Below are 16,995 nucleotides of genomic sequence, written 5' to 3'. Positions count from 1 at the left end.
GTTTTTAATCTCTATTGCCGATTTCGAGATGTATTGGTTCAGTGGTGATGTTTCTTGCGTGGAATCATCGTCCACATCGTCAACCCGCTGAGCAACAGCAAGCCCGCCAGGATATACAGGGCAATGTCGATATTGCCGGTACGAGTCTTGACCAGCCCGATCAGCCAGGGGCTGACGATGCCGCTGGTGATGCCCACGCTGGAGATGAAGGCGATGCCCGGCGCGATGGTCTGGGCCGGCAGCAGGCCCGGCGGCAGCGACCAGAAGATCGGCAGGGCCGCAAAGATCAGCACCGCCGCGATCGACAGCAAGCCCAGCGACACCGCCAGGCTGGACGGATGCAAGGTCAGCGCCGCCAGCGCCAGCGCGCCCCCGGTGGTGCACACCAGGAAGTGGCCGTGACGCTCGTTGCGGCGATCCGAGCGGCGCGCAATGAGGATCAGTCCGATGGCGCCGATGGCGTTGGGAATGACGGTATAGAGCGAGACCTGCACCACATCCTTGATGCCGAAGTCGCGGATCATCAGCGGCATCCAGAAGTTCAGCGTGAGCGAGCCGCAGGTCAGCGCAAAGTAGATGAAGGCGAACAGGTAGGTTGGCCGATGCGACAGCGCCTGCTTGAGCGCCGCCAGCGAGTGGGCGCTCACGTGATGGGTGCGCAGCGCTTCCTGGCTCTGGCGGTTCAGCAGGAAGCTGCGCTCCTCGGGCGTCAGCCAGGTGGCCTGCGCCGGTCCGTCGGCCAGCAGGAAGATCACCAGCAAGCCAAGTACCACTGCCGGTGCCCCTTCGATGGCGAACATCCACTGCCAGCCATAGAGGCCCATGACCCCCGCCATGTCGCGCATGATCCAGCCCGAGACCAGTCCGCCCAGCACCCCGGCCACCGCGACCCCGGCAAAGAAGATCGCCATCACCGCCGCGCGGCGCCGCGCCGGGAACCAGTAGCTGAGATAGAGCACGATGCCGGGGAAGAAGCCCGCCTCGAAGACCCCCAGCAGGAAGCGCAGCACATAGAAGTGCGTCGCATCGCTCACGGCCATCATCCCCACCGAGGCCAGTCCCCACAGCACCATGATGCGCGAGAACGTGCGGCGTGCGCCAAAGCGTGCCAGCAGCATGTTGCTGGGGACTTCGCAGAGCACGTAGCCGACATAGAAGACAGCCGCGCCCAGGCCATACATGGCGTCGCTGAAGCCAAGGTCCTGCTTCATCTGCAACTGGGCGAAGCCGATATTGATGCGGTCCAGGAAGGAGACCACGTAGCAGATGAAAAGAAAGGGAATGATGCGCAGCCAGACCTTGCGATAGATCGCGTCTTCGGCCGCCACGCTGAGATCGGGTGAGGAAGGGACAGCCAGCGTGCCGGCGCCCTGGGATGGGGTCATCATGAATGTCTCCGTTGTGTAGGCGCCTCGGGTGGCGCTCTTGTTGACGTGGATGTGGGTGAAGGGGGCCTGGCTCAGGCCGCTTCGGCAAGGGCGGCTGGCGCGACGGTTGCGCGCGCGCGCTGCATGGCCTCGATCAACAGCGCATGCCCGCCGATGTGATTGCACAGCAGCAGGATCAGGCGCGCATTGACTTCCTGGCTGGCGGCGTCGTCCAGGCCGCGATGCATGTCGATCAGGGCTTCATAGAAATCGTCCGGACGGTCCAGGTTGGGTGCGGTGTTCAGGTTCACGGGAGTCTCCTTGATATCGGGTTTGTTCAGCGCGAGGCTTGTCAGGCCGCATCCAGTACCGGCGCGGCCAGTGCACCCTGGCGGTGCCCGGTCGCCCGCAGCAGGGCCTCGGCCAGTGCCGCGGCGTCGACCTTGCGCCAGGCGGCGCAGATGTGCTGGTCGGGACGGATCAGGTAGCAGGTCTGCGGCTGCGCGTCGTAGCGTTGCGCAGCCAGGCCGTCGATGTCCTGCACCTGGCGCGCGTCCTGCCCCAAAGCCGAAAGCGCGGCGCGATCCTCGGCCGTGGCGTCGGCACTGCTGACGAAGAGCAGGCGCAGCGGTGCGCTGCCTTCGCACAGTGATTGCAGGGCTTGTCGCTGTGCCTCGGACAGTTCGGCGGGCGCGGCGAACATCATGGCCACGAACTGGTCGCCCAGCTGGGGCAGCAGCCAACCTGGACCGGTACTGGTCAGCACCGGCGCATCGGTGCAGGGCGCACCCGCCTGCATGGCCCCGCTGAAGGGCGCACTGGCGGGAGTGTTCAGGGGCGAGCCATGCAGCGTAGCCGGCAGGGACAGGCGGCCGCTGTTGACCAGGCGGCGTGCAAAGTCATGTTCGCGCGCCAGGGCCAGTACGGCATCGCGGAAGCATTTGCTCACCGCACTCTTGGGAGTGATGAAGTCGGTGGCGCGGGTGGAGTTGAGCAGGTTTTCGTCGGCGGCAACTTCGCGCTCGCTGGCGTAGCTGTCCAGCAGGCTTTCCGGTGCCTTGCCCTGCAGGACGTAGGCCAGCTTCCAGGCCAGGTTCTCCGCATCCTGCACGCCACTGTTGGCGCCGCGCGCACCGAAGGGCGAAACGCAATGCGCGGCATCGCCCACGAACAGCACGCGGCCATGGCGGAAGCGATCCATGCGCACGCAGGAGAAGGTGTAGACGCTGACCCACTCCAGCGAGAATTTCACATCCTTGCCCAGCAGCGCCTGCACGCGCGGGATCACGCGTTCGGGCGTCTTCTCCAGCACCGGGTCGGCATCCCAGCCGAGCTGGAAATCGATGCGCCACACATCGTCAGGCTGGCGATGCAGCAGCACCGACTGGTTGGGATGGAAGGGCGGATCGAACCAGAACCAGCGTTCGGCCGGGAAGGGGGCTTCCATCTTGACGTCGGCGATGAGGAAGCGATCGCGGAAGGTGTGGCCCACGCTCTCCAGTCCCATCATCTTGCGCAGGGGACTGCGCGAGCCGTCGGCGGCCACCACGTAGCGCGCCTTGAGGGTATAGCTGCCGGCGGGGGTGTCGACCGTCAGCGCTTCATGATCGCCCTGGTGGGTGATGCCGCTGACCTTGCTCTTCCAGCGCAGTTCGATCTGCGGGTACTGGCTGGCTTCTTCCAGCAGGTAGCCTTCCAGGTAGTACTGCTGCAGGTTGATGAAGGCAGGACGGGCATGGCCGGCTTCCGGCAGCAGGTCGAATTCGTAGATGGCCTGGTCGCGCAGGAAGACTTTGCCGCGATTCCATCCCACCCCTTTGTCCACCATGCGCTGGCCGCAGCCGATGCGGTCAAGGATGTCCAGTGTGCGCTTGGCAAAGCAGATCGCGCGCGATCCGACGGAAAGCATGTCGTCGTCGTCCACCACCACGACGGGGATGCCTTGTCGCGCCAGGTCGATGGCGCTGACCAGGCCGACCGGCCCGGCGCCGATGACGACCACCGGATGCACGGGAGCAGCGTCGCTGCGGGTTTGTTCCAGGCAGGGCTGGAAGGAGAAGCGCTGCTGCTGGTAATCGATGGCTGGGTTTTCGTTCATGGGTTGTCTCCTCGCTATCCTCTATGGGGTTGTTGGGATCAGGCTTGCAATGCGGCCCACATTTCCTTGTCGCGCTCGGCGGTCCAGATGCGCGGATGGGCGATGCCGGAGGCTTCGTCGTAGGCGCGCGTGACGTCGAAGGGCAGGCAGTGCTCGTAGATGAAGACCTGGCCGAACTTGGGATCCATCAACTGCCGGGTATGGGCCATGGCTTCCTTCAGGCCCATCCTGGCGGCGACCGCTTCGCGTCCGGCACGCAGCAGGGTGGACACGAAATCCTTGGTGTAGGCGATGCCTTGCTCGACTTGCGCGCGTCCGCGCAGCGCCGGTCCGCGACCCGGTACCAGGGCTTCGGGCTGCAGGGCGGCCAGGGCGTCGAGGGTGGCCGGCCAGGGTTCGAGCTGGGCATCGCCGCAGTAGCAGGCGGCGTCGTATTCCACCAGGTCGCCCGAGAACAGGACCTTCTGGCCGGGTAGCCACACCACCGTATCGCCCTTGGTGTGGCCGGCGCCCAGGTGGGCGATCTTCACTTCCAGCTTGCCCATGAACAGCGTCATTTCCTTCTCGAACACCAGGGTCGGCCAGGTCAGGCCGGGCACCGTCTCCACCCCGGCAAACAGACGCGGGAAGCGTTCGATCTCGGACTTCATGTCAGCCTCGCCGCGCTCGACGATCATCTCGTAGGTGCCGCGGCTGGCGATGACCTGCTCGCCGCCCTCCTTGAAATAAGCCGACGCGCCCAGCACGCGCACCGCGTGATAGTGGGTCAGCACCACGTACTTGATGGGCAGGTCGGTGACGCTGCGGATGCGCGCGATGAGGTCCTGCGCCATGGCCGGGGTGGCGGTGGTATCGATGACCATCACGCTGTCGTCGCCGATGATGACGCCGGAATTGGGATCGCCCTCGGCGGTGTACGCGTAGGCGTTTTCCGAGATGCGTTCAAAGGTGATCTTCTTGGCGTCGAGATCCGCCTGGGATGCAAAAGCCTTGGCCATGTCTGCCTCGTTCAGTAACAGTTTGGGTGGGGACGCGGCTGGACATGGCTTGCGCCATCGGGGGAGGTCTCCGTCCAACCCGTCATGGATCAATGCGGGTCAAATCTTGTTGTTGATACCTGCCGTGAGCAGGTTGATGGCATCTTAGTGAGCGTCTTTTGATTAGTCAATGGCAAAGATGTTTGTCATGGATTAATTGACGTTTTCTGCACCAAGGCCAGTTCTTGCTGCGCTGCAAGCCAGTTCGATTAGAATCCGGGTGTGACGCCGCATGCCGCATGCGCATGCGGCACTGCTGCTGTGCATAGTCAGCAGCCCAAATCATCAATCTTGGAATTCCCGGATGAGCGCATCTCCCGCAAAGACACAACGTGGCATCCAGAGCGTGGAAGTGGCCGGCCGCCTGTTGCAGGCCCTGGCCCTGGCGCGCCAGCCCTTGCCGCTGGTGGCGCTGGCGGCCGCGGCCGAATTGTCCTCGGCGCAAGCCCACACCTACCTGGTGAGCCTGCTGCGGCTGGGCCTGATCAAGCGCACCCCCGGCGATGGCCACTACGAGCCCGGTCCGCTGGCCTTGCGCCTGGGGATGGCGCGCCTGGCCCAGGAGCCCGCCTACCGCCTGGCCCTGCCGCAGGTGCAGCAGCTGAGCCAGGATACGGGCCTGAGCGTGGCGATCAGCTTGCCCACGCCGGCCGGACCGACCATCGTGCACTATGCCCATGCCGGCAAGCCGCTGCATGTGAACTTGCACGTGGGCACCGTGATGGCCTTGTCCGATACCGCCACCGGGCGCGCTTATTGCGCCTATGTCCCTTTCGCTGCCTGGCAGGGTGTGTGGGAGGTGCAGCATCCGGGAGTCGCCAAAAGCCAGCTCAGGCATTTCCAAGAAGAACTCGATGCCATCCGCAAGCGCGGCATGGAGCGGGCGGTCGACTTGCCCAGTCCGGGTGTGACCAGCCTGTGCATGCCCCTGCTCGATGCGCAGCAGCAGTTGTTATTGCTGGTCACCGTCATCGGCAGCAGCGGCGTGATCGATGCCGGCTGGCGCGGCACGGTCGCGCGCCAGTTGCGCGGCTGCATCGAGGCCATCGCGGCCACCCTGCCCGACACCGAAGAGGAGGCCGCATGAAGACTTCCACCCCCTTGCCCATGCCCGAAGACGACCAGGACGGCACGCGCAGCCAGCGCGGCATCCAGTCGCTCGACAGCACGGGCGCACTGCTGGAAGCCTTGCTGGAGGCCGGCCGGCCACTCCCGCTGGGCGACCTGGCGCGACTGGCCGGCATGCCGGCGGCCAAGGCCTTCCCGCACCTGGTGAGCCTGCAGAAGATCGGTTTGCTCTCGCGTGACGCCCAGGGCAATTTCTTCCCCGGTGCACTCAGTCTCGACCTGGGCCTGGCCGCCTTGCAACGGCTCTCGCCGCTGCGCGAGGCCGAGGCCGAAGTGGCGACCCTGGCGCAGGCGACCGGCCTGTCGGTGGCGCTGGCCGTGATCGGTCCGCTGGGGCCGACCGTGGTGCGGCTGGAGGAATCCTCCCGGCCGCAGCATGTGAGCCTGCGCATCGGGACTGTGCTATCGATGGTGCATACCGCCATCGGCCGTGTCTGCGCGGCGCATTTGCCGCCGGACATGCTGGCCGGGGCCCTGGCCATGGATGCGATCCGCATGGAAGGCGCGCAGCCCGACAGCGTCGCCCATGCCGATGGCAGCCTGCGCCACGACTACGCCGAACGACTGCGCCAGATCCGCGAGCAGGCGATGGACCAGGCCTTGGGCCGACCTGTACCGGGCATCCACACCTTGGCCGCACCGGTGTTCAATCACGCGGGACAGCTGGCGCTGGTGATGGCCATCATGGGCAGCAGCGGCAGTTTCGATACTGCCCTGGAGGGAGATGCGGCACTGCTGCTGCGGGCAGCTGCGCAATCGGTGTCGTGGCGACTTGGCGCAGTCGAGCCGGCCATGGCGGCCATGCGCGGGTGAGCGCTCAACTCGTTTATATCGCTTATATCGCTTATATCGTTTATATCGTTTGCAGGATATTCAGCTTGCCGTAGTGCGGCTCTCCAGGATGGCCTGGACCCGTTGCATTAGGCCATCCATCTTGAACGGCTTGGTCAGCAACTGCATGCCCGCCGGCAGGTGGCCGTTGCCGAAGGCGGCGTTTTCCGCATAGCCGGTGATGAAGAGCACCTGCAGTTCCGGTCGCGCAGCGCGCGCTGCATCGGCCACCTGGCGGCCATTGAGTCCGCCCGGCAATCCCACATCGGTGATGAGCAGGTCGATGCGCGCGGCCGAATGCAGCAGGCGCAGCGCAGTCGGCCCATCCTCGGCCTGCAGGGCCGTATAGCCGGCCTCGGTGAGGACTTCGGCCACCAGCAGGCGAATCGGCGCTTCGTCGTCTACCACCAGCACCACTTCGCCCCTGCCGGCGGCCCCTGGCGCACTGGCCGGTTCAATTTCCTCCGCTCGTGCCTCCTGCAGGTGGCGCGGCAGGTAGAGCGACACCGTGCTGCCCCGGCCCACTTCCGAATAGAGCCTCACCTGGCCGCCCGACTGGCGCGCAAAGCCATACACCATGGACAGGCCCAAACCGGTGCCTTCGCCGATGGGCTTGGTGGTGAAGAAGGGATCGAAGGCCCGTGCCAAAACATCGGGTGGCATGCCGGTTCCGTTATCGGTCACCGAGATACAGACATACTCCCCGGCCGGGAGATCGCGTTCCTGCGCCCATTTGTCGTCCAGCCATTTGTTGGCGGTTTCGATGGTCAGGCGGCCGCCATCGGGCATGGCGTCGCGCGCATTGATGCACAGGTTCAGCAGGGCGCTTTCCAGTTGCGGGCCATCGACGAAGGTCGGCCACAGCGCTACTGCGGTCACCACTTCCAGCGTGATGGCCGGGCCGATGGTACGGCGGATCAGTTCTTCCATGCCGCTGATCAAGACGTTGACGTTGGTGGGGCTCGGTGCCAGCGTCTGCCGGCGCGCGAAGGCCAGCAGCCGTTGCGTGAGGGAGGCCGCACGCTGCGCGCTGCGCGCAGCCAGGTCGATGTAGCGGAACAGTTCGTCGCCGCGTCCCTGCACCAGCCGCACCCGCATCAGGTCCAGGCTGCCGGTGATGCCGCCCAGCAGGTTGTTGAAGTCATGCGCCAGGCCGCCGGTGAGCTGGCCGATGGCTTCGATCTTCTGCGAATGGCGCAGCGCTTCTTCCGTGGCCATCAGCTCTTTGGTGCGTGCGCTGACCTCGGCTTCCAGCGACTCGTTGATCTCGCGCAGGCGCGCCTCGCTGGCGGCCAGCGCCTGCTGGTTGCGGATGCGTTCAAAGGCCGCGCGCGCCTGCTCGCTCACATCGCGCACGATGGCCAGTTCATTGTCGGTCCACGTGCGGGGCACGTTGCTGCTGACGTGCACGACGCCGACCAGTTCGCCGCCCTCGATGAGCGGTACGTCCATATAGGAAGCCACGCCGCAGGCACGGTGCTGCTCTTTCACGCTGGCTGCGCGGGCGTCGTGATCGATATGGCCGACCAGGACCACGCTACCGCTGCGCAGGGTTTGCGACAGGCGCCGCTCATCGTGCAAGGCCAGTGCGGCCGCACCGTTCTCATCAGGATGGAAACTCCACTGGCCCAGTTCCTGTACCTGCAGCTGCGGTCCCAGTGTCTTGTAGCTGACCCAGCGCGCGGTGAGGGCATCGCCGATGACGTGGGCAGCTGCGCGGGCCACGTCGGTCAGCGAACCGGCTGCGCGGATCGCTTCGGCCAGGCGGAACAGGGCATGCTGGCGTGCCTCGCTGTTCTTGCGCTCGGTGACGTCGCGGGTGGTGCCGGCCACGGCCTCGACTTCGCCATCCGGGCCGAGGACGGGGAAGATGATGTAGTCATAGATGCGTCGGCCGAAGGTGCCGTTGAAAGGGACATCGCCACGCACCGGGCGCTTGGTGGCACGCACCTGTTCGATTTCGCGGCTGTGCATCTCGGCATGCCAGGGCTCGTAGCCCAGTTCCAGGCAATTCTTGCCGATGGCTTCCTCCCAGGTCTTGCCCCACATCTGCAGCAGCACGCGGTTGGCGTAGGTGAAGCGGTGATTCAGGTCCCAGGCATAGGCCAGGTCAGGTGTCGTGGAAAGGAAGGTTTCATAGAATCGCCGTCGCTGTTCGTGCAGCGTGCGCTCCGAGGGAGGCTCCGGGTCCGGCGCACAGGCAGGCAAGCACTCGCGCAGGCTGGCCGAGACGCCCTGCGCTTGCGGGCTGCAGATCACTTCAAAGGAAATCGCCAGGCCTGGCGGTGAATAAACGCACTGTCGGCATTGGCCGTCGGCCAGAGTGGCGCGCAGTTGCGCCTCCAGCAAGCTGCCGGCCAGGCCAGGAAAAGCCTCCCACAGCATTGCGCCCGGGAGTGTGTGCGTCCCATCCTGGCGCCGGCCCAGCACGCTCGCAGCGGCATCATCCAAGTAGACCAGTTGCCAGCGGGCATCGACGGCGAAATACGCGGCCACAGGGACTGCGGGAACGGCTGATCCGGCGGTGGGCGGCGAGAGATCAGCACGACGGGAAAACTCGGACATGGCGGACCTTGATTTCTGATGTCGCCTGATTGTAGATGAGCCTTTGTGAGGAAGCTGTAGGACAAGGACGCAATTTGGGTGTTTGCGCAGGCAGATGTTGCCCGAGCTCATCCTTTCCTGCCCGATGCGGCAAGCCAGGCTGAACGTTACGTTCCGGCTGCTTGCGGTTGAGCACCTGATCGCCCGGAAAGCGGCAATACATCAGGCTTTTCCTGAGTTTGGGAAGGCCCGCACGCGCCTATAATCGAAGCCGTCACAACAAATGCTTGCATAGGGTGATGCCGGCCCTCATGGCTCCCTGGCTGCGGCGTAAAAGTAGAAAAGGCACAGAGCACAGGATGTCTGCTTCCTCATTGATGAGCATGGTGCGCCGTTACTGGCGCGTGGACTATGATCAGCCCGAGCTGCTCATCGCGCAGTACCGTGCGTTCTCCGGCAAGATGCCGATGATGTACCTGATCCTGCTGATCAACAGCTGGGCACTGGCACAGACCTATTACCCGCTGGCACCTTATTGGCTCAGCCTGTATTTCCCGGCGATGCTCACGGTGCTGTGCGTGACGCGCCTGACCTTCTGGTGGCGCGGCCGCCTCGTCGATCCCACCCCTGGCATGGCCGCCAATGCGCTCAAGCGCACCAGTTTCCTGGCGGCGCCCATTGCGCTCAGTTTCTCGCTGTGGTCGGTGATGCTGTTTCCCTACGGCGACAGTTATGCCCAGGCCCATGTCGCTTTCTACATGGGCATCACCGTCATCTGCTGCATCTTCTGTTTGATGTACCTGCGCTCGGCGGCCTTGTCGGTGGCGTTGATCGTCAATGGCATCTTCACGGTCTTCTTCCTCTCCACCCATATTCCGACCTTTGTGGCAGCGGCACTGAACGTGGTGCTGGTGACCATCGGCATGCTGGCCATCGTCAACAGCCATTACAGCGATTTCGTCCGGCTCATCGATGCCCAGGTCAAGACGACCTTGCTGGGCAACGAGAACCTGCGCCTGGCCAACCTCGATTCGCTCACGCAGATTCCCAACCGGCGCAAGTTCTTCGCCCAGCTCAACGAGATCTGTACCCGGGCTACCGCGAGCGGCCAGCGTTTTGCGGTTGCCATCCTCGACCTCGACGGGTTCAAAGCCGTCAATGACCTCTATGGTCATACCCATGGTGACCAGCTGCTGGTGGAAGTGGGCCAACGCCTCACCGCCGTCTGCCAGGACGATCATTTCCACCTGGCGCGCCTGGGCGGCGACGAGTTTTCCATCATCATCGATGCCGACCTCAGCGATGAGGCCCTGCAGCAATTCGGCGGCCGCATCTGCGATGCCTTGCGCCGGCCCTTCGTGCTCTACAAGGCGACGGTACAGATTGCCGCTTCGGTGGGCGTGGCCACTTTTCCCGACATGGCCGTGGACGCCAGTTCGCTCTATGAGCACGCCGACTATGCGCTGTACCAGGGCAAGCGCGAGCGGCGCGGGACCGTGACGCTTTTTTCCGAAAAGGACAAGGCCCAGATCCAGCGCAATGCCAATATCGAACAAGCCTTGCGCCTGGCCGACTTCGATCGCGAACTGTCGGTGTTCTTCCAGCCCATCGTGCGCCTGGAGGATTGCCAGCCGATCGCCTTCGAAGCCCTGGCGCGCTGGCACAGTGCCGTCAAGGGGACGGTGGCCCCCATGGAGTTCATCCCGGCGGCCGAGCGCATGGGCATCATCAACCAGTTGAGCGTGATCCTGCTGAAGAAGGCGCTGCAGGCTGCTGCAACCTGGCCGCCCGACATCCGCCTGTCGTTCAACCTGTCGGCCAATGACATCAATACCAGCGAAGGGATGGCGCAGATCGTGCAGGTGATTACCCACTCGGGGATGTGTCCTTCGCGGCTCGACCTGGAGATCACTGAAACGGCGGTGCTGCAGGACCTGGAAAAATCCAGCCAATTGGTGAGTACCCTGCGCCAGCTGGGCTGCGGCATCACGCTCGATGATTTCGGCACCGGCTATGCCAGCCTGAGTCACTTGCACGCACTGCCGCTCACACGCATCAAGATCGACAAGAGCTTCGTGGCCGACATCGAGCACAATGCGGTGAGCCACAAGATCGTCAAATCCTTGCTCGCGCTCACGCATGACATGCAACTGGCCTGTGTGGTGGAAGGGGTGGAAACGCCGGCGCACCTGCAGAGCCTGCGCGAGCTTGGCGCGCTGTACGGGCAGGGCTACCTGTTCTCGGTGCCGCTGGCAGCCGGGCAGGTGCAGGCGTGGATGGAGGCCCGGCAAGCCGGTTCCCTTCAGCGCGAGCCGTCCTTGCGCTGACGCGCCGCATCGAAGTCCATGCCGCTGGCGCGATAGACTTCCTGCAAGGCGTTGAGGATGTGCGGATCGCGTGTGCTCACCAGCAGCAGCGCTTCGCAAGACCAGAAAACTTCCTGCCTGCCTGCTCCCACGTTGGGATCGTCGCGGCTGCCCAGCATGTCCATCCAGCTGCTGTCGAAATGCACATCAGTTTCCTTGTATTCAAGGATGAAGTTGCCGCTGGACGGTCCGGCCTCATCATCCATCACCCGCAATTCCATCTGCTCCCTGGTGAGGCCCCGTTCGCGCAGGGCGTCATAGGCGCGTTGTGCGCTGGCCAGCGTAGGGAAGGGAAAGGCGGCCACGGTCGGTTCCTGCGTCGTCATCGGATTCTCCTTGGGCTGCTGTTGCGGATGCGAAGCCGGAGCGGTCGCAGCGCGTCCGGCCAACGCGCTACACCTTGGCCTTTTGGCCCGGTGTGGCCGAGCGCACCAGGAAATCACGGGTGACCGTGGGCAGGTGGTTGAGCATCCAGCTGCTCATGGCTTTTTCCTGTTCCAGGATCGCCTGGCAGATGCGCTCGGTCTCGCTGTCACCCGCTTCGCGCGCCGCCGCGATGAGTGAGGTGTAGCAGGCGATTTCAAGATTCTCGAACACATAGCCTGCAATGGCCCCCTTGACGATCTCATCGTGCTGGGTTATGCCGCCTGCCGCTTGGGCGAAGGCGGTCATGCGCCCCGCCATGTCCTTGAAGAGGGAGGCGCTGCCGTTGAGCCGCTTGATGCATCCCTCCACCAGTTCCTGCTGGCCGAGGGTTTCCTGCAGGTGCGACTCCAGCCGCGCTTTCAGTTCGGGATAGTGATCGATGCGGCTGGCCTGGGCCTTGAGCATGTGTTCAGCCTGCTGTTCCATGGCGTGGGCATCCTTGAGCCAGGCCAGCAGGTTTTCGTTGACGTCGGTAGTCATCGCGTTCTCCTTGTCGGGTTCCGGGGCAGGTGGCGCGTTGCCTGTGCAACGCGCCACCTCTGCAGGAGCGGGGCTCAGGGCTTCTTGGCTTTGAGGTTCATCTCCGGATCGGCCGAGCCAATCTCGGCGCCGGTCAGCGGTTCACCATCCTGTGCGGAGGCGGTGCGGGCCGCCATCTGGTCCAGCATGGCCTGCTCCTCGGCACCGAGTTCCACCGTGGCCTGACCGTCGCCGCCATCGACCGGGGTCAAAGCATCGGCGCCATCCAGGCGCTCCCACTGCTTGCCGTCATTCCATGGACCAGTCTGTTCGCCCAGCCCTTGCGAGAGATTGACGTAGACCTTGGAGAAGCGCGGATCGCCAGGCATTTTTCCCGGCGGGAAGTTTGGGCGAATCGAATAGAGCGCTTTTTCAAACGACTTCTGGTGGGCGATCTCGCGCGTCATCAGGAAGCCCAGCGCTTCTTTCACGCCCGGATCGTCGGTGAGGTTGATCAGGCGTTCATAGACGATCTTGGCGCGCGCCTCGGCGGCAATGTTGGAGCGCAGGTCGGCAGTGGGCTCGCCGATGGTGTCGATGTAGGCAGCGCTCCAGGGTACGCCGGCTGAATTGACCAGCGGTGCGCCGGCCCCATAGAGGACCTGGGTGATGTGGCTGTCGTTGCCGGCACCGGTGATTTCCTTGTAGAGGATGCCTTCTTCTTCCACGCCTTCGGCCAGCTTGCCCTTGGCGCCCTTGTTGAGCATGACCACGATGTTGCCGATCACTTCCAGGTGGCTCAGTTCTTCGGTGGCGATGTCGAAGAGCATGTCCTTGCGGCCTGGATCATCTTCTGCGATGGCCTGGGTAAAGTAGCGGCAGGCAGCGGCCAGTTCGCCTTGCGGGCCGCCGAATTGTTCCAGCATCAGATTGGCCAGCCCGGGATTGGGGCCGGCGACGCGTACCGTGTATTGCAGGCGTTTGTTGTGAGCGAACATGTCGGACTCCTTGTCGAGGTCGAGGGATTGAACGGGGAGAAAGCTGGACGTGAATGCGTCACCGTGTGGCGAGCGAGCCATTCGTCCAGCAGAGACTTCATGCTAGGAGGCGAGTGCTCAGCCATACCATCGGCATGAGCGGAAAACATGCGGTGATCGGTAACGATGAAACGTGTCGGAGATCGTTAGCGCGGCAGCAGCCGCCGTCGGACGACCACAGGTCCGACTATCAGTGTTAGTCCGATGGAGCGCAGGCGGGCTCCCCGCTAGACTCGGAGACTTGCATGCCCGTGCAGGTTGGACGTGCGCGCTGCAGGCTGAATGCCGCCGCGCAAGCTTGATTGCGGTCGCCCTTTTCGATTTCCATTTCCGCTCACGCAAGGACAACATGCTCAAGAAAGTCGAGCCCTCCGTGACCACGCTCACGCTGACGCCGCGGCAGCCAGCCGGCGCCACGGCCACTCCTGCCGAGGCCGCGTCCACATCGACGGCGGCCCCCGATGCCATGCGGCTGAGCTGGCCCATGGTCGCCCTCGGCGTGGTCCTGCTGGCCGCTGCCATCGGCTGGTGGAGCGCCCACGATGAGCGTATCTGGCGCGCCTACGTGGGCGGCATGGCCGCCGCTGCAGCCACTGCGGCGGGGACGCTGCCGCTGTTTTTCTCGCGCCGTTTCTCGCCCCGCATGGCCGATTGCTGCACCGGTTTCGGTGCAGGGGTGATGCTGGCAGCCTCCGTCTTTTCGCTCATCCTGCCGGCCCTGGAGAGCCTGGAGCAAGGCGGCAGCACCAAGCAGATGGCCAGCCTCATCACCGGGGCCAGCGTACTGTGCGGTGCGCTGCTGGTGCTGGCGCTGCAGCGTGCCGGGGAGGGCCATGACGAACTGGTGCGCCAGGCGGCGCTGCGCCGCGTGTGGCTGTTCGTGCTGACGGTCGGGTTGCACAACTTGCCTGAAGGATTGGCGGTCGGCGTGGCCTATGGTGGCGTGGCGCCAGAGCAGGCTTCCGTGCTCACCTTCGGTATCGCCTTGCAGGACATCCCCGAAGGCATGATCGTGGCCACCGCCCTGCGCGGCATCGGCTATTCACGTGCTGACGCCATCGGCTGCGGCATCCTGTCGGGATTGGTGGAGCCGCTGGCTGCGGTGGGCGGCGCGGCGCTGGTGTCGCTGTCGGCGGCGATGTTGCCGTGGGCCCTGGGTGGCGCGGCCGGGGCCATGCTCTTCGTGCTGGCCCATGAAGTGATCCCGGACCCGCATCGCCGTCGCGATGCGCTGGCGGCGACCTGCTGCCTCATCATCGGCTTCGTGCTCATGATGGTGATGGATACCGCACTGTCATGAGGGAAGCGATCATGACCCGTCCCGCGCCTGATGAGGATCCGGCCATCGCGCCATCAGCGCTGACCTACGTGGAACTGTGGCGCGGGGCCGAGCTGCTCACCAGGAAGGCGGGGGAAGAGCAGTCCGGCTCGCGCTGGGTGTTCCTGTCGGTGCTGATGCTGCTCTCATTCTGTCTGGAAGCCTATCTCAACCACGCCGGTCCCCTGCTGTTTGGCGCTGCCTGGAACGAAGGCCGGCAGCCGCACAGGGACAAGGATGTGAAGGCCAGGCTGCGCCTGGTGTGCGCTGCCTGCGGCGTGAAACTGGAGGCGCCCTACAAGTACCGCACGGTCGCGCTGACCCTGCTGGAGTTGCGCGAGAGTCTTGGCCAGGCCAGCCAGGTACGGCTGGCGCCGCCGGGCGTGACATCCGCGCGGCGCCCTGCGTTACCCGACAGCGCATCGGACCCCGCCGAGCTGGCGCTCGACCCGGCATGGAGCCCTTATTGCGAGCGCAGCGTGGTGCTGGAGTACCGGACCCAGCTGCGCAGCCTGCTGGCCAAGCTGCATGCGGGATTGCCGCAGCAGGGACGCAGCCCGCTGTCGATCTGAAGCGTAGCCATCCGGTCCGTGCCGGCCCGAGACAACCCTTATTTTTTCTTCACTACAGGAGTCCACATGTTCAATCCGCTTTCCCGTCCTGCCCTGTTGCGTGCTGCGTGCAGTGCCCTGGTGGTGCTGTCCATGCATGCGCTGCCGGCCCACGCCGATGAGCCCACGGTGAGCATCCTCGAACCCAAGACCGGGCAGACCGTGACCAGCCCCTTCCGCGTGCGCCTGGCCGCGCATGCCATGACAACCCGCCCGGCGGGCAAGGTGGTGGAAGGAACCGGTCATCACCACCTGCTCATCAATCACGGTGCCGTGGGCAAGGGGGAAGTCATTCCCGACGATGACACCCATCTCCACCTCGACAAGGGCCAGACCGAAGTCATGGTCACGCTGCCACCGGGCAAATACAAGCTCACGGACCAGTTCGCCGATGGCGAGCATCGTTCCTACGGACACATGATGGCGCACGGTATCAACATCATCGTGAAATGATCCTCCCACGGGGCGCCGATAGTACACAGCAGGCAGCAAAAAGGGCCCCGGGGGGCCCTCTGCCTTCGGCAAGCCAACGCCCTTAGCGGTTGTTGCCCTGGTTGCCGCCGCCGTGGCTGTTCTGGCCGCCCTTGCGGCCGGCTTCACGTGCTTCTTCTGAGCTGAACTCGTGCGCGCTGCCTTTTTCGTGGGCGGCCTTGCCGCCCTGGCTGGCGATTTCGCGCTGCTTGTTTTCATCCATCGAAGCGAAGCCGCGGTTGCTGGTCGAGCCTTGGTTCTGGTTTGCCATGATGTATCTCCTTGAGTCATGAGGGGGTGGAAAAATCCGCAGGGCTTTGTCTTCCCTACGAGTCTTCATCTTAGGCAGGTGCCGGCGGTCGTGATATCGGCGTGTTTCCCGATGAGGGGGCGGCGGGGACTGTCAGTCTTGCCAGCATCATTGAAGAAGAGTTGCTGCTCTGCCATGAGCTCTTCCACACCGGGTGAAGCGTGGCAGCTCATCGTTTTCATCAGTCGATCAGATCAATCGGAACCGTGCCATCTACTGTGCAGATGAATCGATGCGCCCCTTCAGGAACCAACACGGCCTGCGGGACTCCATGGCTTGTTCTGGGCATCGCATGCTCACGGCCTGCGATGCCGGTAAAACCTGGATACCACCATGAAGAAGAAACAAGCGCTGATCGAGGGAGTAAACCGGCTCAAGGCCTCGCACGAGCAGGCAGCCACCATCCTGCAGAACATCGTGCATGACGTGGTGCGGGTCAGCAAGGGAGGGGAAGGCTTGCCCGAGCGCCGCGACTTTCGCCGCTATCGCCGTGCCATCAAGGAATTGAAACTGCAGTGCCTGCAGGTGGAAATGGTACTGGCCGAATTCGACCGTGAAGATTGATCTGTGCGCTTGATCATCTGAAGTGCATTGATCTGCCGGGGCGATCAATCGAAGCTTCCCCGGCAGGAGCCTTGCCATTACAGTTGCGGACTGTTCTCCCGCATATCCTGCTCCGAATAATTGTCGCCTTCCGGTTTGTTGCGGGAGCCAGGCTTGTCGCTGTCGCCCGGCGCGTATTGCTTGCCGCGGTCGAGCATGTCGCGCTCATTGGTGCCGCTGCGCGCGTTACCCTCGGTTTGCAGGTCTTGCGGGCCGGAAGTGTCGGGGGGATGGGTGTGCTTGTTCAGGGCGTCGGTCATGATGCTCTCCTTGTCCTTGGATGAATGGATGGCGTGCCGTCATGCAAGCCGGCAGGCGCAGTGCTGCATGTGCTGGTCGATGCTACTGCGACACGCAGGCCGTGTATGTCGGCCAGCACCGCCAATGCT

General features: G+C 64.2%; 17 protein-coding genes. 7 read left to right on the top strand and 10 right to left on the bottom strand.

What is annotated here, in order from left to right; genetic code table 11:
• Positions 1-38 precede the first annotated feature (38 nt).
• The 4 genes from CEJ45_RS18320 to CEJ45_RS18305 all read right to left on the bottom strand — a co-directional run bounded on the left by CEJ45_RS18320 (position 39) and on the right by CEJ45_RS18305 (position 4,463).
• On the bottom strand, positions 39-1,388 hold the full coding sequence (locus CEJ45_RS18320; protein WP_088756465.1) for an MFS transporter: 1,350 nt from the start codon (positions 1,386-1,388) through the stop codon (positions 39-41).
• Between the two features lie 71 nt (positions 1,389-1,459).
• Positions 1,460-1,678: a DUF2783 domain-containing protein gene (locus CEJ45_RS18315; protein WP_088756464.1), complete on the bottom strand. Its 219-nt coding sequence runs from the start codon at positions 1,676-1,678 to the stop codon at positions 1,460-1,462.
• 41 nt (positions 1,679-1,719) lie between these two features.
• On the bottom strand, positions 1,720-3,465 hold the full coding sequence (locus CEJ45_RS18310) for an FAD-dependent oxidoreductase (RefSeq protein ID WP_088756463.1): 1,746 nt from the start codon (positions 3,463-3,465) through the stop codon (positions 1,720-1,722).
• 38 nt (positions 3,466-3,503) lie between these two features.
• Positions 3,504-4,463: an MBL fold metallo-hydrolase gene (locus CEJ45_RS18305; RefSeq protein WP_088756462.1), complete on the bottom strand. Its 960-nt coding sequence runs from the start codon at positions 4,461-4,463 to the stop codon at positions 3,504-3,506.
• A gap of 343 nt (positions 4,464-4,806) precedes the next feature.
• On the opposite strand from CEJ45_RS18305, the gene CEJ45_RS18300 reads away from it, so the two are divergent.
• Both CEJ45_RS18300 and CEJ45_RS18295 read left to right on the top strand, forming a co-directional pair.
• Positions 4,807-5,589 carry an IclR family transcriptional regulator gene (locus CEJ45_RS18300; protein ID WP_088756461.1) on the top strand — a complete coding sequence of 261 codons (783 nt, stop codon included), beginning with the start codon at positions 4,807-4,809 and terminating at the stop codon, positions 5,587-5,589.
• The gene (locus CEJ45_RS18295; protein ID WP_088756460.1) at positions 5,586-6,443 is read left to right on the top strand and encodes an IclR family transcriptional regulator; all 858 of its coding nucleotides are present in this window, start codon (positions 5,586-5,588) and stop codon (positions 6,441-6,443) included. The genes CEJ45_RS18300 and CEJ45_RS18295 overlap by 4 nt, the downstream gene beginning before the upstream one ends.
• 60 nt (positions 6,444-6,503) lie before the next feature.
• Here CEJ45_RS18295 and CEJ45_RS18290 read toward each other — a convergent pair whose 3' ends face one another.
• Positions 6,504-9,026 carry an ATP-binding protein gene (locus CEJ45_RS18290; protein WP_088756459.1) on the bottom strand — a complete coding sequence of 841 codons (2,523 nt, stop codon included), beginning with the start codon at positions 9,024-9,026 and terminating at the stop codon, positions 6,504-6,506.
• 338 nt (positions 9,027-9,364) lie between these two features.
• Between CEJ45_RS18290 and CEJ45_RS18285 the strand changes: the two genes are divergently transcribed.
• Positions 9,365-11,332, top strand: coding sequence for a putative bifunctional diguanylate cyclase/phosphodiesterase (locus tag CEJ45_RS18285; RefSeq protein ID WP_088756458.1), 1,968 nt, complete (start codon positions 9,365-9,367; stop codon positions 11,330-11,332).
• On the opposite strand, the gene CEJ45_RS18280 is transcribed toward CEJ45_RS18285, so the two are convergent.
• The 3 genes from CEJ45_RS18280 to CEJ45_RS18270 all read right to left on the bottom strand — a co-directional run bounded on the left by CEJ45_RS18280 (position 11,308) and on the right by CEJ45_RS18270 (position 13,254).
• Positions 11,308-11,697 carry a hypothetical protein gene (locus CEJ45_RS18280; RefSeq protein WP_088756457.1) on the bottom strand — a complete coding sequence of 130 codons (390 nt, stop codon included), beginning with the start codon at positions 11,695-11,697 and terminating at the stop codon, positions 11,308-11,310. The two genes, CEJ45_RS18285 and CEJ45_RS18280, sit on opposite strands and share 25 nt — an antisense overlap.
• A gap of 67 nt (positions 11,698-11,764) precedes the next feature.
• Positions 11,765-12,277 (bottom strand): ferritin-like domain-containing protein, encoded by a 513-nt coding sequence (locus tag CEJ45_RS18275; protein ID WP_088756456.1) that lies wholly within the window; start codon positions 12,275-12,277, stop codon positions 11,765-11,767.
• A gap of 74 nt (positions 12,278-12,351) precedes the next feature.
• On the bottom strand, positions 12,352-13,254 hold the full coding sequence (locus CEJ45_RS18270) for a manganese catalase family protein (protein ID WP_088756455.1): 903 nt from the start codon (positions 13,252-13,254) through the stop codon (positions 12,352-12,354).
• A 505-nt stretch (positions 13,255-13,759) separates the two neighbouring features.
• Between CEJ45_RS18270 and CEJ45_RS18265 the strand changes: the two genes are divergently transcribed.
• The 3 genes from CEJ45_RS18265 to CEJ45_RS18255 all read left to right on the top strand — a co-directional run bounded on the left by CEJ45_RS18265 (position 13,760) and on the right by CEJ45_RS18255 (position 15,675).
• Positions 13,760-14,593 carry a ZIP family metal transporter gene (locus CEJ45_RS18265; protein ID WP_420913310.1) on the top strand — a complete coding sequence of 278 codons (834 nt, stop codon included), beginning with the start codon at positions 13,760-13,762 and terminating at the stop codon, positions 14,591-14,593.
• A gap of 11 nt (positions 14,594-14,604) precedes the next feature.
• Positions 14,605-15,183 (top strand): hypothetical protein, encoded by a 579-nt coding sequence (locus tag CEJ45_RS18260; protein WP_088756454.1) that lies wholly within the window; start codon positions 14,605-14,607, stop codon positions 15,181-15,183.
• Positions 15,184-15,249: 66 nt separating this feature from the next.
• On the top strand, positions 15,250-15,675 hold the full coding sequence (locus CEJ45_RS18255) for a DUF4399 domain-containing protein (RefSeq protein WP_241517372.1): 426 nt from the start codon (positions 15,250-15,252) through the stop codon (positions 15,673-15,675).
• Positions 15,676-15,757: 82 nt separating this feature from the next.
• Here the strand turns inward: CEJ45_RS18255 and CEJ45_RS18250 are convergent, their stop codons facing one another.
• Positions 15,758-15,964, bottom strand: coding sequence for a KGG domain-containing protein (locus CEJ45_RS18250; protein WP_088756453.1), 207 nt, complete (start codon positions 15,962-15,964; stop codon positions 15,758-15,760).
• A 372-nt stretch (positions 15,965-16,336) separates the two neighbouring features.
• On the opposite strand from CEJ45_RS18250, the gene CEJ45_RS18245 reads away from it, so the two are divergent.
• Positions 16,337-16,567, top strand: a complete 231-nt coding sequence (locus CEJ45_RS18245; RefSeq protein WP_088756452.1) for a hypothetical protein — start codon at positions 16,337-16,339, stop codon at positions 16,565-16,567.
• Positions 16,568-16,644: 77 nt separating this feature from the next.
• Here CEJ45_RS18245 and CEJ45_RS18240 read toward each other — a convergent pair whose 3' ends face one another.
• Positions 16,645-16,866, bottom strand: a complete 222-nt coding sequence (locus CEJ45_RS18240) for a hypothetical protein (protein ID WP_088756451.1) — start codon at positions 16,864-16,866, stop codon at positions 16,645-16,647.
• Positions 16,867-16,995: the final 129 nt, after the last annotated feature.

It is taken from the genome of Herbaspirillum aquaticum (assembly GCF_002213425.1).
GTDB lineage: Bacteria > Pseudomonadota > Gammaproteobacteria > Burkholderiales > Burkholderiaceae_D > Herbaspirillum > Herbaspirillum aquaticum.
Note: the sequence above shows the minus strand (reverse complement) of the source record. Positions and strands in the feature narration are given on the sequence as shown.